This is a genomic window from Curtobacterium sp. 179-B 9B NHS (genome assembly GCF_045370965.1).
In the GTDB taxonomy this organism is placed as follows: domain Bacteria; phylum Actinomycetota; class Actinomycetes; order Actinomycetales; family Microbacteriaceae; genus Curtobacterium.
Map to the genome: position 1 here is coordinate 202,752 of NZ_JBIQDQ010000003.1, position 24,977 is coordinate 227,728.

The 24,977-nt window shown below is 71.9% G+C and carries 25 protein-coding genes and 3 tRNA genes; 16 read left to right on the plus strand and 12 right to left on the minus strand.

Annotation, left to right across the window (positions count from 1 at the left end):
• The first annotated feature begins 48 nt into the window (after positions 1 to 48).
• Positions 49 to 525, plus strand: coding sequence for a hypothetical protein (locus tag ACH0A8_RS04630; RefSeq protein WP_406906668.1), 477 nt, complete (start codon positions 49 to 51; stop codon positions 523 to 525).
• Positions 526 to 573: 48 nt separating this feature from the next.
• Here ACH0A8_RS04630 and ACH0A8_RS04635 read toward each other — a convergent pair whose 3' ends face one another.
• From ACH0A8_RS04635 to ACH0A8_RS04660, 6 genes are all read right to left on the minus strand, one after another.
• Positions 574 to 1,845: a phosphatidylserine decarboxylase family protein gene (locus tag ACH0A8_RS04635; RefSeq protein ID WP_406906669.1), complete on the minus strand. Its 1,272-nt coding sequence runs from the start codon at positions 1,843 to 1,845 to the stop codon at positions 574 to 576.
• Positions 1,846 to 1,946: 101 nt separating this feature from the next.
• Entirely contained in the window at positions 1,947 to 3,332 is a 1,386-nt protein-coding gene (locus tag ACH0A8_RS04640) for a hypothetical protein (RefSeq protein ID WP_406906671.1), read from the minus strand.
• An 84-nt stretch (positions 3,333 to 3,416) separates the two neighbouring features.
• Entirely contained in the window at positions 3,417 to 4,199 is a 783-nt protein-coding gene (locus ACH0A8_RS04645; protein ID WP_406906673.1) for a YqjF family protein, read from the minus strand.
• A complete protein-coding gene (locus ACH0A8_RS04650; protein ID WP_406906675.1) occupies positions 4,196 to 5,026 on the minus strand; it encodes a nitroreductase family protein in 831 nt (276 codons plus the stop codon). Before ACH0A8_RS04650 ends, ACH0A8_RS04645 begins: the two co-directional genes overlap by 4 nt.
• A 27-nt stretch (positions 5,027 to 5,053) precedes the next feature.
• Positions 5,054 to 5,425, minus strand: a complete 372-nt coding sequence (locus ACH0A8_RS04655; protein WP_406906676.1) for a hypothetical protein — start codon at positions 5,423 to 5,425, stop codon at positions 5,054 to 5,056.
• Between the two features lie 111 nt (positions 5,426 to 5,536).
• Positions 5,537 to 5,974 carry an Lrp/AsnC family transcriptional regulator gene (locus ACH0A8_RS04660; RefSeq protein ID WP_058729711.1) on the minus strand — a complete coding sequence of 146 codons (438 nt, stop codon included), beginning with the start codon at positions 5,972 to 5,974 and terminating at the stop codon, positions 5,537 to 5,539.
• A gap of 235 nt (positions 5,975 to 6,209) precedes the next feature.
• On the opposite strand from ACH0A8_RS04660, the gene ddaH reads away from it, so the two are divergent.
• Both ddaH and rocD read left to right on the plus strand, forming a co-directional pair.
• Positions 6,210 to 7,097: a dimethylargininase gene (ddaH, locus tag ACH0A8_RS04665; protein WP_209684620.1), complete on the plus strand. Its 888-nt coding sequence runs from the start codon at positions 6,210 to 6,212 to the stop codon at positions 7,095 to 7,097.
• A gap of 2 nt (positions 7,098 to 7,099) precedes the next feature.
• On the plus strand, positions 7,100 to 8,371 hold the full coding sequence (gene rocD, locus ACH0A8_RS04670) for an ornithine--oxo-acid transaminase (RefSeq protein ID WP_406906677.1): 1,272 nt from the start codon (positions 7,100 to 7,102) through the stop codon (positions 8,369 to 8,371).
• 247 nt (positions 8,372 to 8,618) lie between these two features.
• Here rocD and ACH0A8_RS04675 read toward each other — a convergent pair whose 3' ends face one another.
• Positions 8,619 to 9,614 carry an SDR family oxidoreductase gene (locus ACH0A8_RS04675; protein WP_209684618.1) on the minus strand — a complete coding sequence of 332 codons (996 nt, stop codon included), beginning with the start codon at positions 9,612 to 9,614 and terminating at the stop codon, positions 8,619 to 8,621.
• A gap of 58 nt (positions 9,615 to 9,672) precedes the next feature.
• Complete coding sequence (locus ACH0A8_RS04680) at positions 9,673 to 10,338, minus strand: hypothetical protein (RefSeq protein WP_144411187.1); 666 nt, start codon at positions 10,336 to 10,338, stop codon at positions 9,673 to 9,675.
• Between the two features lie 208 nt (positions 10,339 to 10,546).
• Here ACH0A8_RS04680 and ACH0A8_RS04685 point away from each other — a divergent pair, with 208 nt between their 5' ends.
• Positions 10,547 to 11,557: an aldo/keto reductase family protein gene (locus tag ACH0A8_RS04685; protein WP_406906678.1), complete on the plus strand. Its 1,011-nt coding sequence runs from the start codon at positions 10,547 to 10,549 to the stop codon at positions 11,555 to 11,557.
• 200 nt (positions 11,558 to 11,757) lie between these two features.
• On the opposite strand, the gene ACH0A8_RS04690 is transcribed toward ACH0A8_RS04685, so the two are convergent.
• The 3 genes from ACH0A8_RS04690 to ACH0A8_RS04700 all read right to left on the minus strand — a co-directional run bounded on the left by ACH0A8_RS04690 (position 11,758) and on the right by ACH0A8_RS04700 (position 12,031).
• Positions 11,758 to 11,830, minus strand: a tRNA-Phe gene (locus ACH0A8_RS04690).
• Position 11,831: 1 nt separating this feature from the next.
• Positions 11,832 to 11,908: transfer RNA gene (locus ACH0A8_RS04695), tRNA-Asp, on the minus strand.
• Positions 11,909 to 11,958: 50 nt separating this feature from the next.
• Positions 11,959 to 12,031: transfer RNA gene (locus tag ACH0A8_RS04700), tRNA-Glu, on the minus strand.
• A 255-nt stretch (positions 12,032 to 12,286) separates the two neighbouring features.
• On the opposite strand from ACH0A8_RS04700, the gene ACH0A8_RS04705 reads away from it, so the two are divergent.
• Together ACH0A8_RS04705 and ACH0A8_RS04710 are read left to right on the plus strand one after the other, a co-directional pair.
• Positions 12,287 to 13,570: a M23 family metallopeptidase gene (locus ACH0A8_RS04705; protein WP_066651398.1), complete on the plus strand. Its 1,284-nt coding sequence runs from the start codon at positions 12,287 to 12,289 to the stop codon at positions 13,568 to 13,570.
• A 33-nt stretch (positions 13,571 to 13,603) separates the two neighbouring features.
• On the plus strand, positions 13,604 to 15,031 hold the full coding sequence (locus ACH0A8_RS04710; RefSeq protein ID WP_406906680.1) for an NlpC/P60 family protein: 1,428 nt from the start codon (positions 13,604 to 13,606) through the stop codon (positions 15,029 to 15,031).
• 140 nt (positions 15,032 to 15,171) lie between these two features.
• On the opposite strand, the gene ACH0A8_RS04715 is transcribed toward ACH0A8_RS04710, so the two are convergent.
• Positions 15,172 to 15,663 carry an inorganic diphosphatase gene (locus ACH0A8_RS04715; RefSeq protein WP_251154319.1) on the minus strand — a complete coding sequence of 164 codons (492 nt, stop codon included), beginning with the start codon at positions 15,661 to 15,663 and terminating at the stop codon, positions 15,172 to 15,174.
• Between the two features lie 51 nt (positions 15,664 to 15,714).
• Here ACH0A8_RS04715 and tilS point away from each other — a divergent pair, with 51 nt between their 5' ends.
• The 10 genes from tilS to ACH0A8_RS04765 all read left to right on the plus strand — a co-directional run bounded on the left by tilS (position 15,715) and on the right by ACH0A8_RS04765 (position 24,867).
• The gene (gene tilS, locus ACH0A8_RS04720; protein WP_406906682.1) at positions 15,715 to 16,734 is read left to right on the plus strand and encodes a tRNA lysidine(34) synthetase TilS; all 1,020 of its coding nucleotides are present in this window, start codon (positions 15,715 to 15,717) and stop codon (positions 16,732 to 16,734) included.
• Positions 16,735 to 16,743: 9 nt separating this feature from the next.
• Positions 16,744 to 17,295 (plus strand): hypoxanthine phosphoribosyltransferase, encoded by a 552-nt coding sequence (gene hpt / locus ACH0A8_RS04725; RefSeq protein WP_031272831.1) that lies wholly within the window; start codon positions 16,744 to 16,746, stop codon positions 17,293 to 17,295.
• 165 nt (positions 17,296 to 17,460) lie between these two features.
• Complete coding sequence (gene ftsH, locus ACH0A8_RS04730; RefSeq protein WP_066651404.1) at positions 17,461 to 19,449, plus strand: ATP-dependent zinc metalloprotease FtsH; 1,989 nt, start codon at positions 17,461 to 17,463, stop codon at positions 19,447 to 19,449.
• A 6-nt stretch (positions 19,450 to 19,455) separates the two neighbouring features.
• Complete coding sequence (gene folP / locus ACH0A8_RS04735) at positions 19,456 to 20,460, plus strand: dihydropteroate synthase (protein ID WP_406906684.1); 1,005 nt, start codon at positions 19,456 to 19,458, stop codon at positions 20,458 to 20,460.
• Positions 20,457 to 20,846, plus strand: coding sequence for a dihydroneopterin aldolase (gene folB / locus ACH0A8_RS04740; protein ID WP_066651406.1), 390 nt, complete (start codon positions 20,457 to 20,459; stop codon positions 20,844 to 20,846). Before folP ends, folB begins: the two co-directional genes overlap by 4 nt.
• Positions 20,843 to 21,376, plus strand: coding sequence for a 2-amino-4-hydroxy-6-hydroxymethyldihydropteridine diphosphokinase (gene folK / locus ACH0A8_RS04745; protein ID WP_271826627.1), 534 nt, complete (start codon positions 20,843 to 20,845; stop codon positions 21,374 to 21,376). The genes folB and folK overlap by 4 nt, the downstream gene beginning before the upstream one ends.
• On the plus strand, positions 21,373 to 21,861 hold the full coding sequence (locus ACH0A8_RS04750) for a DUF3180 domain-containing protein (protein ID WP_066651410.1): 489 nt from the start codon (positions 21,373 to 21,375) through the stop codon (positions 21,859 to 21,861). Before folK ends, ACH0A8_RS04750 begins: the two co-directional genes overlap by 4 nt.
• Positions 21,862 to 21,883: 22 nt before the next feature.
• Positions 21,884 to 22,405 carry a PH domain-containing protein gene (locus ACH0A8_RS04755; protein WP_066651411.1) on the plus strand — a complete coding sequence of 174 codons (522 nt, stop codon included), beginning with the start codon at positions 21,884 to 21,886 and terminating at the stop codon, positions 22,403 to 22,405.
• A 9-nt stretch (positions 22,406 to 22,414) separates the two neighbouring features.
• A complete protein-coding gene (locus ACH0A8_RS04760; RefSeq protein WP_406906686.1) occupies positions 22,415 to 24,178 on the plus strand; it encodes a PH domain-containing protein in 1,764 nt (587 codons plus the stop codon).
• Complete coding sequence (locus ACH0A8_RS04765) at positions 24,175 to 24,867, plus strand: Rossmann-like and DUF2520 domain-containing protein (RefSeq protein WP_235426412.1); 693 nt, start codon at positions 24,175 to 24,177, stop codon at positions 24,865 to 24,867. Before ACH0A8_RS04760 ends, ACH0A8_RS04765 begins: the two co-directional genes overlap by 4 nt.
• Positions 24,868 to 24,977: the final 110 nt, after the last annotated feature.

Sequence of the window (24,977 nt, forward strand, 5' to 3'; positions counted from 1 at the left end):
CCAGCCGCTGTCCCCCGGCCGCCGGACGGCGTGGGGCAGGATGGCGCGGTGGAGACGGACGACGAGGAGCAGGCCGAGGAGGCACCTCCCGGCTGGGTGTTGCGGACCCCGACCCGGTACCGGGAGGTCCTCGGGTCACCGGTCCTCGCACTCGTGCTGGCGGTCGTCGCCGTCCTGGTCGGGAGGACGTTCGGCGATGCGCTCGCCCTCGTCACCGGTACCGTCGCCGGTGTGCTCGGGATCCCGATCGCGGCCACGATCGGGGTCGTCGGTGGCTTCTCGCAGCTCAGTCGGTACGCCCGATCCGTGCCACGCTTCGACCTCTCGGCCGTGGCCTGGGCGTTCCTCGGCGTGGTCCTGAGCTGCGCGGTCCTCGTCGTCCTGGGACTCGTGCTCCCCGAGGGCCCGGTGCTCCCCGCCTGGCGCGCGGCGGTCTGGGTCGGTGGCGGCATCGCGGCAGCCGTGTTCGCCGCGGTGCTCGCCCTCGTGCACGCACAGCGGGCAGGCCGAGCCCCGTCGCGGTGACGGGAGGCGGTAGCCGACCGTTCGCGGAGCCGACGTCGACCGCTTCCGTCAGTCGGACGACCGCCGCAGCGCCGTCGCCAGGTGCGACCGCACCGGCAGGACCGCCGATTCCTCCTCCGGCGCCTGCGGCAGCGCTCCCAGCGAGAACGACTCGACGACGTCCGGCCCGAACAGCACGCACACCGACGACCCGCCGAACTGGAAGTACCCGAGCTCGTCGCCCTTGCCGACGTGCGCACCGTCCGAGATCCCCTCGCCGATCACGCACGAGGATACGTCGGACATCCCGATGAACACGACCGCGATCGTCCCGATCGCGGGGTCGTCGGCGTCGATGAGCACGATCGCGCGGGTGGCGACGTGTGCCAGGTAGCCCTGTGACAGCTGCGGCTCGGCGGCGTCGGTGCCCTGCGACGAGGCCTCGGAGTAGTAGGTTCCCGGTTCGACCCAGGCGCGCAGGACCGTCCCGGCGACCGGGCTGTGCCAGCGGTGGTACTCGAGCGCGCTGAGGAACGCCTGCCACACGGTGCCGTCGACGAACAGGTCGGCGGTCTCGTCGCCGGCGAGCAGCTCCTCGACCGAGTACGGCTCCGCCTTCGCCCAGAACGCGTCGAGCCGGTGGACGCGGCTGGCGATCCGGTACGGGGTGGCTTCGCAGGGGCTCACCACGACCGCGTCGTCGTCGGGCGCGGCGACCGGGCGCTCGCCGTCCCGGAAGCGCCGCGTGAAGAAGTCGTTCCACGACCCGAAGCCCCAGTGCTCGGCGTCGGCATCGTGCTCGAACCGGTCCATGCCGACCGCCCGACGAGCGGCATCGCTGCACCACCCCGAGGGTGCGTCCACGAGCACCTCGAGGGACTTGTCGCTCGACAGGAAGTCGCACCACCCCTGCAGGATCGTCCGGAGCGCGTCGTTCACGCGCGGGTCCCGGTAGAAGGCGAAGCCCGCCGGGGTCGCCTTCGTCCAGTCGAGCACCCCGTCGAGCGGCGTCATCACCATCTGCTCGTCGCTGTACTCGGGCGCGGTCGTGATGACCTCGTCGACGAGCTCGAGCAGCTCCCCGAACGACTCGAGGTGCCGGTCCTGGTACTCGCGACCAGCGGGGACCTGCTCGATCATCTGGTGCGCGTGCATCCGCAGCACGGGGTCGCCCTCGATGAGGTCGCGGAGGGCCGAGACCGCCGGGTGCAGGGCCCGGTCGGGGTCGCGCTCCTGGTGGCGTTCGCGACGCCCGCGGAGCCAGGCCTCGAGCCCGCTCTGGTCCTGCGGGAGCCATCCCGCGCGGCGTCGGACGTCCTGCTGCTGCGCTCCACCGGTCACGACCCCGACGGTACTCACGCGCGGAGGGAGCGGTCGCAGTTCCGAGGACGACGGACCCCGCCGATCCGTGGATCGGCGGGGTCCGTCAGGCCGCGACCGGGTCAGCGTTCGACGGTGACCTCGGTGGTCGTGAGCCGGTCCCACATGCTGGCTTCCGGGTTCGTCTTGGCGAGGAAGGTCAGCTTGTACCGGCCGGGCGCCTGGTAGACCTTCGCCGCGAAGCGGCCGTCGCGGACGGTGTACTCACCGACCGGCTTCCCGTTGGCGAGGACCAGGACCGTCTTGCCCGGGGCTGTGCCCGTGTAGGTGACGAAGCCCTCCGAGTCGAGCTGCACCGCCCCCGACTGGTCGACCGCGAGCTCGGCGGGCGACTGCTCGCCGCCGCCGTTGCCGTCACCGGGCGTCTCGCCGCCGCCGTTGCCGTCGCCGGGCTGTTCGCCGGTCTCGCGGACGAGGTAGCTCAGTCGTTCGTTGGTGACGGGTGCGCCGTGTTCGGTGGCGGAGAGCGCGACGATCGCGATCTGGGGGCCGGTGGTCGCGGGGATGTCGGCGGACCAGCGGCCGTCCTTGACCTGGGTGGTGGCGAGGACCTGTTCGCCGCTGCCGTAGACGGTGATCCAGCCGGCGGAGGCGCGGCCGGAGAGGGTGATCTTGCCGTCCTTCGGGGTGAGCTCGGCGCCCTGCTGCTGGTCGAGACGCAGCGACCGGGGGTCGACCTGCTCGCCGCCGTTGCCGTCGCCGGGCTGCTCACCACCGCCGGAGCCGCCGCCGTTGCCGTCACCGGGCGTCTCGCCGCCGCCGCTCGACCCGACGCCGAACGTGTAGTGGTCGTCGGACTCGAGCGACTCCTTCTCCCCGAGCACCTGCTTCGCCCGCACCTGGTTGTCACCCGCGCGGAACTCGACGGGGACCGTCGCGACACCGTCACCCGAGGCCGTGACGACCTCCGAGCGGCCGTTGGCCACGACCGTCACCTCGGCGCCCGGGAGCGCGTCGTACCGCATCTCGTGGACGAACTGGCCGTGTGCGACCGCACGGGCGATCTCCTCCAGGCGGCGCTCCGAGCTGAGGTCGAGCGGCGCGGACAGGGGGAGGCCGCGGAAGTCGAGGTCGACGACGCGGACGGCCGAGGACTGCCCGGTGTCCACCGCGTAGCGCGCGGTGTCCTGACCGGTGGGCTTCACCTGGAACACGACCTGCTTCCGAGGATCGCCGCTCTTCGCGGCGACGGGCTCACCCGACGGATCGAGGAGGCGCACGACCGTCGGTGCGTCGACGGTGACGCGCACCTCGACCCACTGCTGGTCGCCGACCCGCTGCGGGGTCTGCTGGACGTCGGTGATGGCGGATCGGGCCGTCGTCGCGGACGATGCCGCCGACCGAGCGTGCTGCTCGGGCGCGGCGAACGCGCCGGAGCTCGCAGCGCCGACGGCGATGCAGCTCGCGAGGACCACGGCGGATCCGACGGTGAGTGGGCGGAGGTTCATGCTGTTCCCTTTCGGAGACTCAACGGACTCCGAAAGGCTACGTATGTGGAATACGGGATGCTGTCATCCTGCCGAGTGTGATGCTCAGCGTCCCCGCCCGAACCGCGTGGTCACCCCCGGCGAGTACAGCACCGAGTCCGGTTCCAGTCCGGACAGTCCGAAGGGCAGCCCCGCGGCCGCCACCAGGTCGTCCCGCAGCGACACGAGTGACGCCCGGTGCAGCGGCCACGACTCGTGCTCGTTCGGCCAGTAGCGCGTCGCGCCGACCCGCCGCACGTGCATGCCCCACCGTGCCGTCAGGAACGTCTCGAGGGGCGTCGGCTCGTCGACCGCGTCGCCCACCCGGACGTCGAAGGTCGACCGCAGGTGCGTCCCGTGCCGACGCATCGCGTAGCCCACCCGGCCGTCGGTCTTCCGGATCGCCGCGTGCGCCCACCAGTACGGCAGGCCCGTCGCGACCCGTGCGCCGATCGTCGGCAGGAGCTTCCCGGCGTCCAGTGACAGGAACGCGACGCCCCGACGGCCCTGGTCGTCGCGCGTGTAGACGCGCACGTTGACCTCGACGAAGTCGCCGACGCTGCCGGCCCGTCCGAGCCCGCCGAGCGGCGGGAAGCGCGTGTCCGTGAAGCGGAACCCGATGAGGCCCACCCAGGTGGTCGCGCCGTCGTCCGTCCCGTCCGGCGCCATCGTGTCCGGGTGCGCTCCGGGGGGCAGCAGCGGTGCCACCGCCGACACGTCGACGCGCCAGTGCACGAAGACCACGTCGAGCCAGTCCTGCGAGATCCACGGCGTCCCGCGCAGGGGCGGTGCCTCCGGCGAGACGGCCGGGAGGCCCGGCTCGCCCCCGCCCCGCTGTCCGGCGGTCACGAGACGGTCCCGTCGGTCCCGCGGGCAGCGTCCGGCGCGTCGTCCCACCCCTGCTGCGGGGTGGCGCAGGTCCCGCGGAACACGTACTGCGACGGGCGCTTCCGCTCGTTCGACACCCAGTCGATGGCGGGACGTCGACGCTCCGGCGGCAGGTAGCCGATCCGGTAGACGGCCATCAGCTCGAGCTCCGGCGGCACCGCGAGGAGCCGCTCGACCTCGGCCCAGGCCTCCTCGACCTCCATCGGGAAGGACACGAACTGGATCCCGAGGCCGAGCTCGGTCGTCGCGAGCCAGACGTTCTCCATCGCCGCGCCCATGCTGAACACGGAGTAGAAGGCGTTGCGCGCCTCCTTCCGGTACTCGTCGCGGTCGAGCATCACCCCGAGCAGGAGCGGCGACCCGGCGACGAGCTTCCGGTTCTCCTCGCCGAGGGTCTGCGGTACCCGGAGCGTGTTCATGAGGAGCTGCCCGCGCTTGGTGAACACCTGCTTCGTGAAGGGCTTGAGCGGTCCCGGCAGCTTGTCGAACAGCATCCCGTCCCGACGTTCGTCCATCTCGGCCTGCGAGAACCGGAAGTACGGGCGGTAGCGCGTGAAGAAGGACCCCTCGGCCATCGTCTGCGTCATCGACCGACCGCTGATGTCGGCGATTCGGTCGATGGTGTCGCGCTCCTCGACGATGACGAAGCGCCACGGTTGGCTGTTCAACTGCGAGGGTGCACGTCCTGCGAGCTCCATCAGCAGCCGCTGGTGCTCCTCGGACACCGGGTCGGGCAGGAACGCCCCGTTGGTCGTGCGCCGGCGTCGGATGGCCTCGAAGAGCTCCACTGCATCCCTCGTGTCTCGTCGTCGCGGTCAGCGCCGTGCGAGCAACGCCCCCAGGTAGGACGGTGCGGCGGCGACCGCGACTCTCCAGTGTGCTCCGGAGCGGGGGTTCGTGCGTGGAGCGAGGGCGAGGGGGACGAGCGCCGGCAGCAGGAACAGTGCGGAGCGGTCCCGTGTCCAGGCCGGGGTGGTCGCGGCGACCCCGGTCAGCGTCGCGGTCACGACGAAGAGGCCGTGGTGCACGACGCGGAGCTTCTCCGTGCGGATGACCCGGACCGCGACCGCGGTGCCCCAGAGGCAGTTCGCGACGTACGCGGCGGCGGCTGCGGCGACCAGGCGGCGGGCCGTCGGCGGACGCGTGGGAGTGGCGCCGCGCCTCCCGGCCGTCCTCCCGATTCCCACGACCGCGACCCTACGCGCGGGACGCTCGCAAGACGCAACGAGGGCGCTCCCTCGGACCGCTGTGCCGCTGCGCACCGTCGCCGACGTTGCGTTCCGCGGAGGAGACGGGGGCTACGCGGACTCGCGGGAGACGAGCTTCGACAGGACGATGGCGCTGCGGGTGTGGTCGACCTGCGGGGCCAGGCGCACCCGGTCGAGTGCGAGCTCGAGCGCCGGCAGGTCACGGGAGCGCATGTGGACGACGGCGTCGGCGCTGCCGGTGACGGTCCCGGCGTCCACGACCTCGGGCACGGTGTCGAGCAGCGTGCGGAGCTCGTCGGGGGAGACGGTGCCGCGGCAGTACAGCTCGACCCAGGCCTCGGTCCCGCGGTCCTCGACCGCGGGGTCGACCTTGATCGTGAAGCCCTGGATGACCCCGTCGGCGACCAGGCGATCGACCCGACGCTTGACCGCGGACGCGGAGAGGCCGACCACCGACCCGATGTCGCCGTAGCCGGCTCGGGCGTTCTCCCGGAGCTGGTCCAGGATGCGGTGGTCGAGCGTGTCCATGTTCGTCGATCGTACGCGGGGTTCTTGCGAGCCAGGTGCGTCCGACGCAGGAATCGTGCGTCACCCGAACGGGTGCCATGCGCTCGTGGACGGGGTACTGCACCGACCGGACCGTTCGTGTCAGACTGCTGCTGGCGTCGACCTGGTCCGCTGCGGTGAGTGAGCCTGCATCTCATCGGAGTGCTTCACCCGTGGTGGTTCCTGGCAGGCTCGGGCCCCGGTCCCAGGAGGACTGATGTCGAACACCGCAACCGAACCGCAGGCCGCACCGGCCCGTGTCGCCACGAAGCGCACGATCCTGATGTGCAAGCCGACGCACTACACGGTGAGCTACCGGATCAACCCGTGGATGCACCCCGAGGAGCCGACCGACACGTCGAAGGCCGTCGAGCAGTGGCAGTCGCTCGTCGACGTCTACGAGCAGCTCGGCTTCGACATCTCGTACATCGAGCCGATCGAGGGCCTGCCCGACATGGTCTACGCGGCCAACGGCGGCTTCGTGCTCGACGGCGTCGCGTACGGCGCGAAGTTCCAGTACCCCGAGCGCCAGCCCGAGGGACCCGCGTACATGGACTGGTTCCGCAGCGCCGGCCTCACCGTCGCCGAGCCCGAGGAGACCAACGAGGGCGAGGGTGACTTCCTGCTCATCGGCGACACGATCTTCGCCGGCACGGGCTTCCGCTCCGACAGCACCTCGCACGAGGAGCTCGCCCGCATCTACGGCCGCGAGGTCGTCACCCTCAAGCTCATCAACCCGAGCTTCTACCACCTCGACACCGCCATCGCCGTGCTCGACCCGGAGCCCGACGCGACCGGCCGTTCGAACATCGCCTACCTGGAGAGCGCCTTCGACGAGCCCTCGCTGGCGATCCTGCGCGAGCGCTTCCCCGACGCGGTCATCGCGACCGAGGAGGACGCCGCGATCCTCGGCCTCAACTCGTACTCCGACGGCTACAACGTCGTGATCGCATCGCGTGCGACGACCTTCGCCGAGCAGCTGCGTGAGAAGGGCTACAACCCGATCGGTGTCGACCTGTCCGAGCTGCTGCTCGGCGGCGGCGGCGTGAAGTGCTGCACGCTCGACCTGCACCCCGTCGGCACCGGCACCTCGGTCGCGCGGTAACCGTGAGCACCGCGACCGGAGCCGGCACCCACGCGGGTGCCGGCGCGTCCGGCGACGCCACCGCAGCCGGTGGTGCCACCGCCGCCGCGCTCGCCGTCGAGGACCGCTCCCTCGCCCACAACTACAGCCCGCTGCCGGTCGTCATCGCGTCCGGCCAGGGTGCGTGGGTGACCGACGTCGACGGCAAGCGCTACCTGGACGGACTCGCCGCGTACTCCGCGGTGAACTTCGGCCACGGCAACCCCCGGCTGCTCGACGCCGCCCGGGCCCAGCTCGACCGGGTGACCCTGACGAGCCGCGCGTTCGTGAACGACCGGCTCGGACCCTTCGCCGCCGCTCTGGCATCGCTGACCGACACCGAACTCGTGCTCCCGATGAACACCGGGGCCGAGGCCGTCGAGTCCGCGATCAAGGTGTCGCGCGCCTGGGGCTACCGCGTCAAGGGCGTGCCGGCCGGGCAGGCCACGATCATCGTCGCGTCCGGGAACTTCCACGGGCGCACCACCACGATCGTGTCGTTCTCGGACGACCCCTCGGCCCGCGAGGACTTCGGCCCGTACACGCCGGGCTTCCGCACGGTGCCGTACGGCGATGCAGCGGCCCTGCGGGAGGCGATGGACGAGACCGTCGTCGCCGTCCTGCTCGAGCCGATCCAGGGCGAGGGCGGCGTGGTCATCCCGCCCGAGTCCTACCTGCCCGAGGTCCGCGCGGTCTGCGACGAGTTCGGTGCGCTGTTCGTCGCCGACGAGATCCAGTCCGGGCTCGGGCGCACCGGGCACACCCTGGCCGTCTCGCGTGTCGGTGTCCGACCCGACCTGATCACGCTCGGCAAGGCCCTGGGCGGCGGCATCGTCCCGGTGTCGGCCGTCGTCGGCTCCCGCGAGGTGCTCGGCGTCCTGCGTCCCGGCGAACACGGATCGACGTTCGGCGGCAACCCGCTCGCGGCCGCCGTCGGGTCCGAGGTCGTCGCGATGCTCGGCGAGGGCACGTTCCAGCAGCGCGCGCTCGACGGCGAACCGCTGCTCCGTGGGCTGCTCGACGAGCTCGTCGGGCACGGGGTCGTCTCGCACCGGGTCGCCGGACTCTGGGCGGGGATCGACATCGACCCCGCGCTCGGCACCGGCAAGGAGATCGCGCACGACCTGGCCGACCGCGGCGTGCTCGTGAAGGACACGCACGGGTCGACGATCCGCTTCGCGCCGCCGCTCGTCGTCACCGACGACGAGGTGCGTCTGGCGATCGGGACCCTCGGCGAGGTGCTGGCCGCGCGATAGACGCGACCACCCGACGGACGGGAGGCGCGGTGCCAGCGGGTGCCGCGCCTCCCGTCCGTTGCGCTCGGCCGCGCCCGCGTCGCCCACCGCGCCCGCGCCCCCGTCGCTCACCGCGCGCGTCAGCACCCGTCCGCACAACCGGAGGCACGTCGCGCCACGCGATTCCGTGGCGCGACGTGCCGCCGGTTGTGCACCGGCGCCTCGCGCCGTGCGCCGCGCGGTCCGCGCGCGCCGCACCCGCCCCGCGTCAGCGCACCTGCCACCGCTCGACGAGCTGGTCCATCAGCCCGTCGAGCCGCTCGTCCGTCACCCGGCGTGACGGGTCGGCGTCGAACCACGCGACGATCTCCCGCGCCCCCTGCCGGATCGACGTCGTCTGCGCGAACTCGGGCACGAGCGTCTGCACCTTCGTGTTGTCGAACACCGAGGTGTTCGCCTTGTCCCCGAGCAGGCTCGCGCCCCAGTCGGCGTCGAGCGCGTCGATCGCGTCGGCCGGGACGTGCACGAGCTGGAGGTCCTCGACCCCCGCGGCCGCCGCCAGCTCGTGGGCGATGCGGTCCCAGGTCGGGGCCTCGTCGCCGGTGATGTGGAACGCCTCGCCGATCGCCTCGGCACGGTCGAGCAGCCCGACGAACCCGACCGCGAAGTCCCGCGCGTGCGTGATCGTCCACAGCGAGCTGCCGTCGCCGGTCACGACGATCGGCTTCCCGGCGCGCATCCGTCCGAGCACCGTCCACCCGCCCGAGAACGGCACGAGGGTCTCGTCGTACGTGTGCGACGGCCGGATGATCGTCATCGGGAAGTCGTCCTCGCGGTACGCCTTCGTGAGCAGGTCCTCGCACGCGATCTTGTCGCGGGAGTACTGCCAGAACGGGTTCTTCAGCGGCGTCGACTCGGTGATCGGCAGGTGCGTCGCGGGCGTCTGGTACGCCGAGGCCGACGAGATGAAGACGTACTGGTTCGTGCGACCCGTGAACACCTCGATGTCCCGCTGCACCTGGTCGGGCGTGAACGCCACGAAGTCGATGACGACGTCCCAGTGCTGGTCGCCGATCGCGGCTTCCAGCGCGGTGCGGTCGGACACGTCGGCCTGGAGGCGCGTCACGGCGTCCGGGATCGGCCGCTTGTCGGTCGTGCCCCGGTTGAGCACGGTGACGTCGTACCCCTGCTCGACGGCTTCGCGGACGCACGCGGCGCTGATGATGCCGCTGCCGCCGATGAACAGCACGCTCGGTCCCGACATGGATGCTCCCTTGCTCCCGGCGGTGCCGCTGTGCACCGCGCCCCTGCGATCCTGCCCCTCATCCGCTGGGTCGGGCGTCGAGGACCGCGCTGAGCGACGTCACGTCCGCCGCCCACTCGGCGGCGGCGGGGTGGATCCAGCCGAGCAGCTCGAGCGCATCGTCGAGGTCGCGGTGGAGGTCCCGCTGGTGGATCGGTTCGTGGTGCGCGGCGCGGTTCCGGACGAAGTGCAGCTGTTGCATGCGAGCCCGGACCTGTCGCTGCCGTGTCAGGACGTCGGCCGGACCACAGGGGAAGGCGCGGTGCAGAGCCGGCGTCCAGAGCGACGTGAGGTAGCGGGATTCGACCAGGTACCGCCAGAAGCCGAACGAGAGCTCCGCCAGGACCCGGCCGTGCACTTCCGGGCGCCGCCCACCGCGCGTCGCTCTGGCCCGTGCCTTCGCCAGGTCGCGGCGTCCCGGTCCGTCCAACGGCGCGACGTCGAACCACGTCGCCTCTCGACGCCGAGATCTTGCCCAGCGCCGCAGTTCGGTGTCCATGGCGTTCCTTGCCACGACCTCGACGACACCGGTCAACTCCGTCACGGCGGCAGCAGCCCGCATGTTCCACTCGTAGAGCCGGAGCGCTCCCGCCACCCGCCCCGCAGATCGCTCGTAGGACGCCAGCCGCTCCCTGGTGAGCACCTCGACGAGCGCGTCGTCGCGTGTGACCTGCCGTCCTTCCACCGACGATCCCCCTCCGTGTAGCATCGTTCCCGAAGACCCCGGAACGATCACTGGCCTCGGCCACATCGCCGGGGTTTCGTCTTGCCCCGAGCAACTGATACTTCACGGTAGCTGCTCCGGAGTGAACGGTGGAAGCGGCACGGTCGACGCGGACTACCGTCACGGGTCGGGGCGCACCGACGCGCTCCACGACAGGAGTGACACGCACATGGAGTACCGCTACCTCGGCAACTCGGGCCTCAAGGTCTCCGAGATCACCTACGGCAACTGGCTCACCCACGCATCCCAGGTCGAGAACGACGCGGCGATCGCCTGCGTCCGGGCCGCGCTCGACGTCGGCATCTCGACGTTCGACACCGCCGACGTCTACGCGAACACCGGGGCCGAGACCGTCCTCGGGGAGGCGCTCAAGGGGGAGCGGCGCCAGTCCCTCGAGATCGCCACGAAGGTCTTCGGTCCGACCGGCCCGAAGGGGCACAACGACACCGGGCTGAGCCGGAAGCACATCCTCGAGTCGATCGACGGCTCGCTCGAGCGGCTGCAGACCGACTACGTCGACCTCTACCAGGCGCACCGCTACGACCACGAGACGCCGCTCGAGGAGACCATGCAGGCCTTCGCCGACGTCGTGCGGCAGGGCAAGGTCCTGTACGTCGGCGTCTCGGAGTGGACCGCGGACCAGCTCCGGGCCGGGGCCGAGCTCGCGAAGGACCTCGGGTTCCAGCTCATCTCGAACCAGCCGCAGTACTCGGCGCTCTGGCGGGTCATCGAGGGCGAGGTCGTCCCCGCGTCGAAGGAGCTCGGGATCTCGCAGATCGTCTGGTCGCCGATCGCCCAGGGGGTCCTGACGGGCAAGTACCAGCCCGGTCAGCCCCTGCCGGAGGGCTCGCGCGCCACCGACGACAAGGGCGGCGCGAAGATGATCGAGCGCTTCATGAACGACGAGACGCTCTCGGCGGTGCAGGAGCTGAAGCCGATCGCGGACGAGCTCAGCCTGTCGATGGCGCAGCTCGCGGTGGCCTGGGTGCTGCAGAACGAGAACGTGGCGTCGGCGATCATCGGTGCCTCGCGTCCGGAGCAGGTGCACGACAACGCCGGCGCTGCCGGGGTGCAGATCCCTGCCGAGCTGATGTCCCGCATCGACGACGCCCTCGGGTCGGTCGTCGAGCGCGACCCGGCGAAGACGAACGACAGCAGCCCGAAGACCCGCGAGGCCTGAGGCTGCGAAGCGCCGGCGGCTCGCTCCAGGCGTTGACCGAGCTCGCATCGAACCACGAACCCGACATCGAACCAGGTCGCGCGCTTGGTTCGATGTCGGGAACCTGGTTCGACTCGTCCGTCAACGGAGCACCGCACCACCCCGCAGCCCGCGCCGGGAACGCAAAAGAGCCCCTCACTCTCGTGAGGGGCTCTTCACCGTGGCTGGACACGGCATCGATCCGTGGACCTTTCGATTTTCAGTCGAACGCTCTACCAACTGAGCTATCCAGCCGTGGCGACCCTGACGGGACTTGAACCCGCGACCTCCGCCGTGACAGGGCGGCACGCTAACCAACTGCGCTACAGGGCCATATTGTGTTGTGTTCGGTGTCGTACTGCTGCTTGCTCACTCACGTGGAGTGACCCCAACGGGATTCGAACCCGTGCTGCCGCCGTGAAAGGGCGGTGTCCTAGGCCACTAAACGATAGGGCCGCAAGCTGCGCCGTGCGCTACCGGGAGTCAAGCATACGGACGCTCTGCGTGATGCACAAATCGAGTGCCCCCGAGCGTGCATCCCCGGCGTGTCGCGCCGTCCCCGTGGGCATCGGTCGGGCGCTCGGTGCGACCATCATGGGCGGCCGAGGCCCTCGCTCGGGGGTGTCCCTGCCGTGACCCGTGTTGTTACTGTTGCGTCTGTTGACAGTGTGGCGTGCCCGAGCCTCGCCGCACCGTTACGAAACCGAGACCATGTCGCCTGCACCCCACCGCATCCCCCGCCCCCGCTCCCGCCGCCGCGTCATCGCCGCCGCGGTCGCCGTCGTGCTCTCCGCCGGGGCACTCGCCGCGGTCGGCCCGGTCTCCGCGGCATCGGCTGCCGGGTACCCCAGCTGGTCGGACGTCGAGCAGGCCAAGGCGTCGAAGGACGCCCAGCAGGCCAAGGTCACCGAGATCAAGGCGCTCCTGCAGGACCTGACCGCGAAGGCATCGGCCGCGCAGCAGGAGTCCGAGGCAGCCGGCACGGCCTACCAGACGGCGCAGACGAAGTACGACGCGGCGACGCTCGAGCAGCAGACGCTGCAGCACCAGGCGGACGACGCCGACCGCACCGCGAAGCGTTCCGAGGAGCAGGCCGGCCAGCTCGCCGCGCAGCTCGGTCGCGCGAGTGCGAACGACGTGACGACCGACATCCTCACGCACCCGTCCGACTCGGGTGACCTGCTCTACGAGCTCGGCGCGATGTCGAAGCTCACGGAGCAGGCCGACGGCATCTACTCGCAGGCCTCGCAGGACCGCGGTGTCGCCCAGGGCCTCGCCGACCGCGCCGAGCAGGCGAAGGAGGCCCTCGGCACCCTCGCCGACGCGGCCCAGGCAAAGATGCAGGCGGCCCAGGACGCCGCTGACCGGGCACAGACCGCGGTCGACGCGCAGGCGGACAACAAGGCCCGCCTCGAGGCGCAGCTCACCCTGCTGACCACGAACGCGAAGGACGTCGAGGCCGAGTACGACAAGGGCGTCGCTGCCGAGAAGGCCCGTGAGGCGGCCCGGGCTGCGGCGGCCGCGAAGGCTGCCGAGCAGGCGGCCGCGACGGGCCAGGGCGGCTCCGGCGGCGGGGCCCCGAACTCCTCCGGGTGGGTCCGTCCCGCCGGCGGGTACCAGACGAGCCCCTACGGCTACCGCGTCGACCCGTACACGCACTACCGGGCACTGCACGCCGGCGTCGACCTCGCGCCCGCCTGCTACGCCCCGATCTACGCCGCCCACGCCGGCACGGTGACGTTCGCGGCCAACGGCGGCGGCTACGGCAACGAGGTCGTCCTCGACAACGGCGGCGGCATCTCCACCGCCTACGGGCACATCGTCGACGGCGGCATCCTCGTCTCCGTCGGGCAGCACGTCGAGGCCGGACAGCAGATCGCGAAGATCGGCTCGACCGGTTGGTCGACCGGGTGCCACCTCCACTTCGAGACCCGGGTGAACGGCTCCGCCGTCGACCCGGTCCCCTTCATGGCAGCGCGGGGGATCTCGGTATGAGCAACAGCGCCGTCGAGAGGCCCTGAGCGAGACATGAAGCCCTCCACCCTGTCCGGCTGCACCGCGGTCGTCGCCGTCCTCGGCATCGGTCTGTCGGTCGTCCTCGCCGGTCCCGCCCAGGCAGCTCCCTCGGCCCCGAGCTGGGACGACGTGCGCCAGGCGAAGGCCGACACGGCGCAGGCCCAGACGACGGCGGACGAGCTGAGTGCCCGGCTGCAGACGCTGCAGGACGCCGCGGACAGCGCCGAGGTCTCCGAGCTCCAGGCGGCGCAGGACTACGCGATGGCGGTGTCGCAGCAGCAGGAGGCGCAGGCGTCCCTCGACGACCTGACGGCGCAGGCGAAGCGTGCCGAGCGGCGGGCGGACGAGTCGGCGGCCCAGGTCGCCGGGCTCGTGGTCGAGCTCTCCCGCACGGGCGGCGGTGACCTGTCGACCTCGATGCTCGTCGACGCCTCGGACGCGAAGGACCTGCTCTACCGCGTGGGAACGGTCTCGCACCTGTCCGAGCGTTCGGCCCGTGTGCTCGCGCAGGCACAGACCGACCAGAACACCGTCGAGTCGATCGCCGCGCAGCAGTCGGCGGCGACGAAGGCCCTCGCCGCAGCGACCACGAAGTCCGAGCGTGCCCTCGACGACGCCAACGACGCGTCCGCCTCGGCTCGTGCCCGGGTGCAGCAGCAGCAGGACGAGCAGTCCGAGGTGCTCGACCAGCTGGCGTTCCTCAAGGGGACGAGCAAGGCGACCGAGACGGCGTACTGGAACGAGCAGCAGGCGAAGCGGGCCGAGCAGCAGCTCGCTGCCAGGACCGCCGCCGCCTCCCGTGACACGGCACCCAGCGCCGGCGACTCCGGTGGCAGCAGCGACCCCGCGTCGCCGTCCGTGCCGTCGCGCCCGAGCTCGAACCAGCCGAGCACGACGCAGCCGAACACGAGCCCCTCGCGCCCGAGCACGAGCCCGTCGCGCCCGAGCACGACGCAGCCGAACACGACCCCGTCACGTCCGACTCCGGCGCCCGCGCCGGCGCCGGCCCCCGCTCCGGCCCCCGCACCGGCACCGGTCTCGAGCCCGTCGAAGGCCGCCGGTGCCATCGCGTACGCCCGCGCCCAGCTCGGCAAGCCGTACCTGATGGGCGGGGCGGGCCCGAACACCTGGGACTGCTCCGGCCTGGTGATGATGGCGTACAACTCGCAGGGCATCGCGACCGGCGGGCACAACGTCGTCTGGCAGTACAACCACTTCGCGTCGATCGGCCGGCTCGTCCCGCTGTCGCAGCGCCAGCCGGGCGACATCCTCTTCTACTCGTCGAACGGCAGCGTCTCCGGCGCCTACCACGACAGCATCGTCACGAGCTACGGCACGATGGTCGAGGCCGCCCGCCCCGGTGTCGGCGTGGTCGAGCGCGGCATCTGGCTGCCGAACCAGCTCCTGCCGTACGTCGCCCGCCCGAGCGGCTCGCTCTAGCCCGAGCGACCGGCCGGCGACCGGCGACCGGCGACCGGCACCGGCGGCCGGCGACCGGCGTCCGAGCGACCGGCGACCAGCACGAACGACAGCGCCCGCGCTCCCCGAGGGGAGCGCGGGCGCCGTCGTTCGTGCGAGCGTCAGTGACCGGCGGGCACGTACGCGGCCTGGCCGGCCTGCACGATCGCCTCGGCCTCGGCGGCGTCGCCCCAGCCGTCGGCCTTGACCCACTTGTTCGGCTCGAGGTCCTTGTAGCGCTCGAAGAAGTGCGCGATCTCGGCCTTCGTCTGGTCGTCGACGTCCGAGATGTCCTGGATGTGCTGCCAGCGCGGGTCCTTCGCGGGGACCACGAGGACCTTCGCGTCGTTGCCGGCCTCGTCGCTCATCTTGAAGACACCGACGGGGCGGACCTTCACGCCGACGCCCGGGAACACCGGGTACTCGAGCAGCAGGAGCGCGTCCACGGGGTCGCCGTCGTCGGCCAGCGTGTTCTCGAAGAACCCGTAGTCGGTCGGGTAGACGAAGGACGTGAACAGCACGCGGTCGAGGTACACACGACCGGTCTCGTGGTCGACCTCGTACTTGTTGCGGCTGCCCTTGGGGATCTCGACGACGACGTCGTACGCGGTCATGGTGCGCTCCTGGTCTCATGTGCGGGAAGAAAGCGCGGCTAACGTTACCGGGTGAACACTCCGCGTCCCCGGTTGGACCCGGCCGTCGCCGCGACCCGGCTGGCGGTCCGGACGCTCCTCGCCCAGGCTCGTGACGAGGGGCTGCTGCACCGCGGCGACCTGGTCACGGTCGCGCTGAGCGGGGGAGCGGACTCGCTCGCGCTCGCCGCGGCCACCGCGTTCGAGGCACCGAAGCAGGACCTGCGGGCCGGCGCGGTCGTGGTCGACCACGCGCTCCAGGCGGGCAGCGAGGCGGTGGCGAGCCGTGCCTCCCGGACGGCCGCGTCGGTGGGTCTCGACCCGGTGACGGTCCGCAGGGTCGCGGTCGGCACGGACGGTGGTCCGGAGGGCGCCGCCCGGGAGGCACGGCACACCGCCGTCGCGGAGGTCGCCGCCGACACCGGGTCACCCCTGGTGCTGTTCGGCCACACGCTCGACGACCAGGCCGAGACCGTGCTGCTCGGCCTGCTGCGGGGCAGCGGCCCGGACGCGCTGTCCGGCATGCCGCCGCTCGCGCGACGCGCGACCGGGCCGGCGTACGGCCGGCCGCTCCTGGGGGTCCGCCGGCACACGACCCGGCAGGCGGCGGTCGCCGCGGGCCTGGTGCCGTGGGACGACCCGCAGAACGACGACCCCGCGTACGCACGGGTGCGCGTCCGGAACACGCTGATGCCGGCGCTCGAGCGGGAGCTCGGTGCGGGGGTGCCCGAGGCGCTCGCCCGCACCGCCGAGCAGCTCCGCGAGGACGCCGCGGCACTCGACCACTTCGCCAAGGAGATGGCGGAGGACCTCGCCGAGCACTCCGAGGCAGGCATCTCGCTCTCCGTGCCGGAGCTGCTGGCGAACCCGCCGGCGCTCCGGCAGCGACTCGTCCGCCTGGCGGTCGAGGGGGAGTTCGGCGTGACGCTGTCCCGCACGCAGACGCTCGAGGTCTGCCGGCTCGTGACCGACTGGCGCGGGCAGGGCCCGGTCGACCTGCCGGGGGTCCGGGCGTCGCGCGAGGGCGAGCGCATCGCGTTCGCCGCCCGTTAGAGTGCTCTGGTGGAACTCTCCGACGTCCAGGCAGACCTGTCCGAAGTGCTCTTCACCCCCGAGCAGATCGACGAGAAGCTCGCCGAACTCGCCGCGGTGGTCGACCGTGACTACGCGGGGAAGGACCCGTTGCTCGTCGGCGTGCTGAAGGGCGCCGTCATGGTCATGGCGGACTTCTCGCGGCACCTCAAGATGCAGGCGCGCATGGACTGGATGGCGGTCTCGTCGTACGGCTCCGGCACGAAGTCGTCCGGCGTCGTGCGGATCCTCAAGGACCTCGACACCGACCTGCACGGCCGCGACGTCATCATCGTCGAGGACATCATCGACTCCGGCCTGACGCTGTCCTGGCTGAAGCAGAACCTCGAGTCCCGCGGTGCCGCGAGCGTCGAGATCGTCGCGCTGCTCCGCAAGCCCGAGGCCGCCAAGGTCGAGGTCGACGTGAAGTACGCCGGCTTCGAGATCCCCGACGCGTTCGTGGTCGGCTACGGCCTGGACTTCGACGAGCGCTACCGCAACCTGCGCGGCATCGGCGTCCTCGCGCCGCACGTCTACTCCTGAGGCCCGCCGGGCCGTCCGGACCACGGGCGGCCCGTACGGCTCCCTCCGGGCACGGGTGGAGTTCGCCCGCAGAGGACACCCATTCTCGCCACAGAGTCACCGCCGTATGCTGACCTCCACGCAACTCCGGCAGAGAAAGGTGTCGGGCCATCGCGCCCGGATCACATGAACTTCAAGCGCATCTTCCGCGGCCCGTACCTCTACGTGCTCATCGCGCTGGTCGGCATCTTCATCGGCTGGAGCGTGATCGCACAGTCCGGCACGCAGCAGATCGACACCCAGAAGGGTCTCGAGCAGCTCGCCGACGGCAAGGTCTCGTCCGTGGTCGTCAACTCGACCGAGCAGCGCGTCGACCTGACCCTCAAGGACGGCAACGCGAAGGAGCAGTTCTACTACTCCACGCCGCGTGGCGAAGAGGTCGTCTCGGCCGTCAACGACGCGAACCTGCCCGACGGGTACAACGACGTGGTGAACCAGGGCAACTGGTTCCTGTCGCTCCTCGGGATCATCCTGCCGTTCCTCATCATCGGCGCCCTGTTCTGGTTCCTGCTCTCGAGTGCCCAGGGCGGCGGCTCGAAGGTCATGCAGTTCGGCAAGTCGCGCGCGAAGATGAACAACAAGGAGAACCCGCAGGTCACCTTCGCCGACGTCGCCGGTTCGGACGAGGCGATCGAGGAGCTCCACGAGATCAAGGAGTTCCTGCAGGAGCCCGCGAAGTTCCAGGCGGTCGGCGCGAAGATCCCGAAGGGCGTGCTGCTGTACGGCCCTCCCGGCACCGGCAAGACCCTGCTCGCACGCGCCGTCGCGGGCGAGGCCGGCGTGCCGTTCTACTCGATCTCCGGTTCGGACTTCGTCGAGATGTTCGTCGGTGTCGGTGCGAGCCGCGTCCGTGACCTGTTCGAGCAGGCCAAGCAGAACGCCCCCGCGATCGTCTTCATCGACGAGATCGACGCCGTGGGCCGCCACCGTGGCGCCGGCATCGGCGGTGGCAACGACGAGCGCGAGCAGACGCTGAACCAGCTCCTCGTCGAGATGGACGGCTTCGACGGCAAGACGAACGTCATCCTCATCGCGGCGACGAACCGCCCCGACGTCCTCGACCCCGCGCTCCTGCGTCCGGGCCGCTTCGACCGCCAGATCGGCGTCGACGCCCCGAGCCTGCAGGGCCGCAAGCAGATCCTCGAGGTGCACGCGAAGGGCAAGCCGCTCGCTGCGAGCGTCGACCTCGAGCTCCTCGCCCGCAAGACGCCGGGCTTCACCGGTGCCGACCTGGCGAACGTCCTCAACGAGGCCGCCCTGCTCACCGCCCGGTCGAACGCGCAGCTCATCGACAACCGCGCCCTGGACGAGGCCGTCGACCGCGTCATGGCGGGTCCGCAGCGCCGCACGCGCATCATGTCCGACCAGGAGAAGCTGATCACGGCGTACCACGAGGGTGGTCACGCCCTGGCCGCCGCCGCGATGCGCCACACCGACCCGGTGACGAAGATCACGATCCTGCCGCGTGGTCGCGCCCTCGGCTACACGATGGTGCTCCCGCTCGAGGACAAGTACTCCGTGACCCGCAACGAGCTCCTCGACCAGCTCACCTACGCCATGGGTGGCCGCGTCGCCGAGGAGATCGTGTTCCACGACCCGACCACGGGTGCGTCGAACGACATCGAGAAGGCCACGTCGACCGCACGCAAGATGGTCACCGAGTACGGCATGAGTCGTGCCGTCGGTTCCGTCAAGCTCGGGTCGGGCTCGAGCGAGCCGTTCGTCGGCCGCGAGATGGGCGGCAGCAGCGGACGCGACTACTCGGAGAACATCGCCGAGACGGTCGACGCCGAGACCCGTGCCCTGCTCGAGGCGGCGCACGACGAGGCCTACCAGGTGCTCAACGACAACCGCGACATCCTCGACCGCCTGGCCGGCGAGCTCCTCGACAAGGAGACGCTGGACGCGCCGGAGCTCGTCGAGATCTTCAAGGACGTCCGCAAGCTCCCGGAGCGCCCGCAGTGGCTCTCGAGCGACCGTCGTCCGGTCTCGAACCTGCCCGCGATCGAGTTCCCGGGCAAGGCTGCGTCGACCGCGGCGGAGCAGGGCGACACCGAGTCGTCGTCGAAGCCTCGTCGTCGCCCGTTCGGCAACCCCGGTATCGCCCCCGCGTAGGCCGGCATGACCGACCTGCCGACGAGACGCTCCCTTCGCCTCGCCGAGGCGGACCGCGCCCGTGCCGCCGAGCACGAGGCGCGGACCGCCGCGGCGGAACTGCCGACGGTCGCGATCGACCTCCGTGCGCCGGCACCGGTGCCCGAGATCGTGACCGGCCGGCGGCGTGACCGCGCGTCGAGCGGCAGCGCCGGCGGACCGGACGACCGCACGCGGGTGATGGGCATCCTCAACGTCACGCCGGACTCGTTCAGCGACGGCGGCCTGCACCTGGCGGTCGACGCCGCGATCGCGCACGCCCGCGACCTCGTCCGTGCAGGAGCGGACCTGGTCGACGTCGGCGGCGAGTCGACCCGACCCGGTGCCGAGCGGGTGCCCGTGGCGGTCGAGCAGCAGCGCGTCCTGCCGGTCGTCCGGCAGCTCGTGTCCGAGGGCATCGCGGTGAGCGTCGACACCATGAACGCGTCGACCGCCGAGCGCGCGGTCGAGGCCGGCGCCGCGATCGTCAACGACGTCTCGGGCGGCCTCGCCGATGACGACATGGCGAGGGTCGTGCGCGACACCGGTGCCGGCTTCGTCGTGATGCACTGGCGTGGGCACAGCGACCGGATGCACCGGAACGCCGAGTACGCGCACGCGGTCGAGGAGGTCCGGCGCGAGGTCGAGCTCCGCGTCGCCGAACTGATCGTCCTCGGAATCCGCGAGGAGCAGGTGGTCATCGACCCCGGCCTCGGCTTCGCCAAGCACGGCGCCCAGAACTGGGAGATCCTGGCCGGGTACGAGCGCTTCGCCTCGATCGGCCTGCCGGTGCTCGTCGCCGCCTCTCGCAAGCGGTTCCTCGACGGTGTCGGCAGCGCTGCCGGCGCACCGCCGCGCGACCGCGACCTCGCCACCGCCGCCATCAGCCTGCTCGCCGCCGAACGCGGCGCGTGGGGTGTGCGCGTGCACGACCCCGCACCGACCCGTGCGGTGCTCGACGTCTGGGATGCCTGGAGGGCAGCACGATCGTGAGGGACACCATCCGACTGACCGGGGTCCGTGCCCGGGGGAACCACGGCGTGTTCGACCACGAGCGCGCCGACGGCCAGGACTTCGTCGTCGACGTCGCGGTCGAGGTCGACGCCCGGGTGTCGTCGGGGTCCGACGACCTGGCCGACACCGTGCACTACGGGGTCGTCGCCGAGCAGGTCGTGGCCGAGATCGAGGGCGGGCCCGTCGACCTCATCGAGACCCTCGCCGAGCGCATCGCGTCCGCGGTCCTCACCCACCGGGCGGCGCTCGCGGTCGAGGTCACCGTGCACAAGCCCCAGGCGCCGATCACGGTGCCGTTCTCCGACGTCTCGATCACGATCCGCCGCACCCGCGGTGGATCGGTGTCCCACGAGGAAGAAGAGTGAGCCGGGCGGTCATCGCCCTCGGTGCGAACCTCGGGGACCGCGGGAGCACCCTGCGGGCCGCGGCGCAGGCGATCGCGGCCGTGCCGGGCATCCGGCCGGTGGCGTCGAGCCACGAGGTCGAGTCCGTCGCCCTGACGCTCGACGGGCTCGACGACAGCAAGCCCCGGTACCGCAACGGCGTCGTCGTGGTCGACACCGACCTGGCGCCGCACGACCTGCTCGACGCCCTGCACCGCATCGAGGACGACCACGGACGCACCCGCGAGGTCCGCTGGGGCGACCGCACCCTCGACCTCGACGTGATCGCCGTCGACGACCTGCTGATCGACACCGGGACGCTGACCGTCCCGCACCCGCGAGCGGGGGAGCGGGCGTTCGTGCTCGCACCGTGGCTCGACGCCGACCCGGACGCGGTCCTGCCCGGCGCCGGACGCGTCGCGGACCTGCTCGACGGACTCGGCGACGACACCGAGCGCGTCGACGAGCCCCGGCTCTTCGACGCCGTTCCCGGGTCGGGGTCCGCCGCGTGAACCCCACCCGCGCCTCCACCCTGATCAGCGTCGCGGTCGTCGCCGTCGTCGCCGGGTTCGCGCTCGACGCCGTCCTGGCCTCGCGCCAGGCGCCCACCCTGCTGCTCTCGACGCCCCTCGGGGTGACGCTCGCGCTGATCGGCGTCGCGGTCGTCGCGATGGCTCGACCCGTGCGCCGCCACGCCCGCGACGGCGCGACCCGGCAGCACCCCGTCGACCCGCTCTACGCCACGCGCGTGGTCGTCCTGGCGAAGGCCTCGAGCCTGGCCGGTGCGCTCTTCGGGGCGTTCGCGGCCGGGCTGTTGCTGTACCTCCTGACCAGGTCGGCCCTGCCGCCGCTAGGCTCGGTCCTGCCGAACGCCGTCGCGGTCGGGGGCGGTCTCGTGCTCGTGGTGTGTGCGCTCGTCGCCGAGCGGATGTGCATGGCGCCGCCACCGGGCGACGACGACGACGACCTGCCGCGGGGTGGGACGACGGCGAACTGACCGACGACCGCAGGAGGCCGTGATGCCGCTGGAACGACTCGACGAGCCGGGCCTCGGCCTGACCGGGACCACGTGGACGCGGGTGTCGCCGAAGCTCGTCTGGACGGAGCTCGTCAGCACGATCGTGGTCGGGGTCGTCGTGACCGCCGGGTGCGTGCTCTTCGCGGTGCTCTTCGGCGGGTTCGGGGGCGCCGCCGGCACGGTGTGGAGCTGCGTCGCGATCGTGGTCGCCCTCGTCGCGCTGGTCACCGCCGTCCTGACGCCCCGTCGGGTCCGAGCGATCGGCTACGCCCTGCGCGACGACGACCTCGTGCTGCGCCGCGGGCTCATGTGGCAGCGCTTCACCGCGGTGCCGTACGGCCGCATGCAGCTCGTCGACGTGAACCGCGGACCGCTCGACCGGATCCTCGGGCTCAGCGAGCTGAAGTTCGTCACCGCGGCCGCCGCGACCAACGTGCGGATCCCGGGCATCCCCGCCGCCGACGCCGACGAGCTGCGCGACCGGCTCGTCGAGCTCGCCGAGTCCCGCCGCGCCGGGCTCTAGGGAGTCGTCGTGACGTTCCGACCCGGACCGCCGCCGCCCGCGCCCCCGCGGCGTGGCGATGCTGCCGCTGCCGCTCCGCTGACCGACGGCGAGTGGCACCGCCTGCACCCGCTGACGCCGCTGCTCAAGGGCGGCATCTTCCTCATCGTGATCCTCGGGTACGTGCTCAACAACCTGCGGGACCAGCTCCTCGAGTTCTTCGTCCCGGGCGGCGCACCGCAGGACGACGGCGACCCGGTCCGCTACGTCTGGGAGCACGGCGCCGTCGGCTGGGTGCTGCTCGGGGTGGTCGTGCTCCTGCTGGTGCTCTTGGGGCTCTTCACCGTGTCCTGGCGGATGCACGAGTTCCGCGTGACCGGCGACGTGGTCGAGGTCCGCTCGGGCGTGCTGTTCCGCAGCCACCGCAAGGCGCGGCTCGACCGGATCCAGGGCATCAACATCTCGCGGCCGGTGGTCCCGCGGATCTTCGGGACGGCGAAGCTCGAGATCGCCCAGGCCGGCAACGACGCCAACGTGCAGCTCGCGTACCTGGGTGCGCGGGCAGCCGACGACCTCCGGCAGCGCATCCTCGTGCTCGCCTCCGGCGCGCAGGACGACGAGGAGACGGCCCGTCGCGACTCGAACGGCGTGCTGCAGGACCGTGTCGGCGAGCTCTTCTCGCCGGAGCTCGACCCCGCCGCCGTGCACGCGACGCGCATCGTCAAGGTGCATCCCGGACGCCTGATCGCGTCGATGCTGCTCTCCGGGACGACGGTGTTCTTCGTCGTGGTGATCGTCGCGATGATCGTCAGCATCGCGATCACGGGCGAGTACGGCATCCTGATCGGTCTGTTCCCGGTGGTGATCGGTGCCGGCGGCTACACCGTCCGGAAGTTCTCGCGCTCGCTGCAGTACACGATCGCCGAGACCCGCGACGGCATCCGGATCGGCTTCGGTCTCGTCTCGACGTCGAACGAGACGCTGCCGCCCGGGCGCATCCACGCGGTGAGCGTCGCGCAGCCGCTGCTCTGGCGTCCGTTCGGCTGGTGGGACGTCCGCATCAACCGTGCGACGAACGCCGGCAACGGGGCGTCGAACAACCAGCAGGTGTCCTCGATCGTGCTGCCGGTCGGTCGCGCCGAGGACGTCCGCCAGGTCCTCGACATCATCCTGCCGGGGCTCGTCGGCACCGCGGTCGTCGGTCCGACGGCGTCGCGCGAGGAGCTCCGCGAGGGCTCGTCCGAGGCCGTCAACGTCGTCGACGACAGCCTCACGACGACGGGGGACCGCGGCGGGTTCGTGCACTCCCCGCGGCGCGGCGCGTGGCTCCGCCCGTTCTCGTTCCGCCGCAACGGCTACCGCTTCGTGCAGGGTGCGGTGCTGCTCCGTCTCGGAGCCGTCTGGCGCTCGCTCGTGATCGTGCCGCTGCCGCGCGTGCAGAGCGTCAAGGTCGAGCAGGGGCCGCTCGAGCGGGTGCTCCGGCTCGCGACCGCACACGTCCACACCGTGTCCGGTCCGGTCTCGGCGCGGATCGGCGCGCTGGACGCGCTCGACGCCCAGCGCCTCTGGTCGGAGAGCGCGCACCGCGCCGTCGAGGCCGCGGCGGTCGACACCACGCACCGCTGGCGCGCCCGGGAGGCCCGCCGCACCCCTGCCACGCACTCCCCGGACGGACAGGTGGTGGCGACCGCCGCCGACGCAGCTCCCACGGGAACGTGGCGGGCCGACGAGGGGACGCAGGCCGTGCCTCCCGGCCGCTGGTCCGACGTGCCGCCGCCCGGAGCGCTCCGGTGAGGGCCGGACGACTCGGCGTCGGCATCGTCGGCGCGGGCCGGGTCGGACCGGTGCTCGGGGCGGCCCTGGCGAACGCCGAGCACGCCGTCGTCGGTGTGACGGCCGTCTCCGACGCGGGCCGCGACCGCGCCGAGGCGATGCTCCCCGGTGCCCCCGTCCTCGCGACCCCCGACCTGGTCGAGCGCAGCGAGCTCGTGCTGCTCGCCGTCCCGGACGACCAGCTCGCCGGACTCGTGCAGGGCCTGGCGGACGCCGGGATCTGGCAGCCGGGCCAGCTCGTCGTGCACACCAGTCCGGACCACGGTGTCGACGTCCTGCGGCCCGCCCTGTCGGCCGGCGCGATCCCGCTCGCGATCCACCCAGCGATGGCGTTCACCGGCACGAGTGTCGACCTCGCCCGGCTCCGGGACGCCCACTGCGCGGTGACCGCCCCGGCGCCCGTGCTGCCGATCGCCCAGGCGCTCGTGGTCGAGATGGGTGCGGAGCCGTTCGTCGTGTCCGAGCAGGACCGGCCGGCGTACGCGGATGCCGTGCGCGCCGCGGTGTCGTTCTCGACCGCGATCGTGGACCAGTCCGCCGGGACGCTGTCCGGCATCGGCGTCGAGCGCCCCGGACTCGTGCTCGGCGCCCTCGTGCGCTCGGCCGTCGACAACGCGCTCGCCGCGGCCGACGGTCGGGCGGACCACTAGCGCCCGCTCCCGGCCGACACCGGGCGGGCCCTGCACGCCGCTGGTCGGAACGGGGACGGGCGGGAGCGGAGCGGCCGGTACCATCGGTGCATCCCCACGACCCCATCGGA

Coding starts and splice junctions, on each gene's coding strand:
- ACH0A8_RS04755 (WP_066651411.1), top strand. CDS start 21,884: ATGCCGCTGGAACGACTCGACGAGCCGGGCCTCGGCCTGACCGGGACC.
- ACH0A8_RS04710 (WP_406906680.1), top strand. CDS start 13,604: ATGAAGCCCTCCACCCTGTCCGGCTGCACCGCGGTCGTCGCCGTCCTC.
- ACH0A8_RS04660 (WP_058729711.1), bottom strand. CDS start 5,974: ATGGACACGCTCGACCACCGCATCCTGGACCAGCTCCGGGAGAACGCC.
- ACH0A8_RS04685 (WP_406906678.1), top strand. CDS start 10,547: ATGGAGTACCGCTACCTCGGCAACTCGGGCCTCAAGGTCTCCGAGATC.
- ddaH (WP_209684620.1), top strand. CDS start 6,210: ATGTCGAACACCGCAACCGAACCGCAGGCCGCACCGGCCCGTGTCGCC.
- ACH0A8_RS04715 (WP_251154319.1), bottom strand. CDS start 15,663: ATGACCGCGTACGACGTCGTCGTCGAGATCCCCAAGGGCAGCCGCAAC.
- ftsH (WP_066651404.1), top strand. CDS start 17,461: ATGAACTTCAAGCGCATCTTCCGCGGCCCGTACCTCTACGTGCTCATC.
- ACH0A8_RS04705 (WP_066651398.1), top strand. CDS start 12,287: ATGTCGCCTGCACCCCACCGCATCCCCCGCCCCCGCTCCCGCCGCCGC.
- ACH0A8_RS04640 (WP_406906671.1), bottom strand. CDS start 3,332: ATGAACCTCCGCCCACTCACCGTCGGATCCGCCGTGGTCCTCGCGAGC.
- folP (WP_406906684.1), top strand. CDS start 19,456: ATGACCGACCTGCCGACGAGACGCTCCCTTCGCCTCGCCGAGGCGGAC.
- ACH0A8_RS04675 (WP_209684618.1), bottom strand. CDS start 9,614: ATGTCGGGACCGAGCGTGCTGTTCATCGGCGGCAGCGGCATCATCAGC.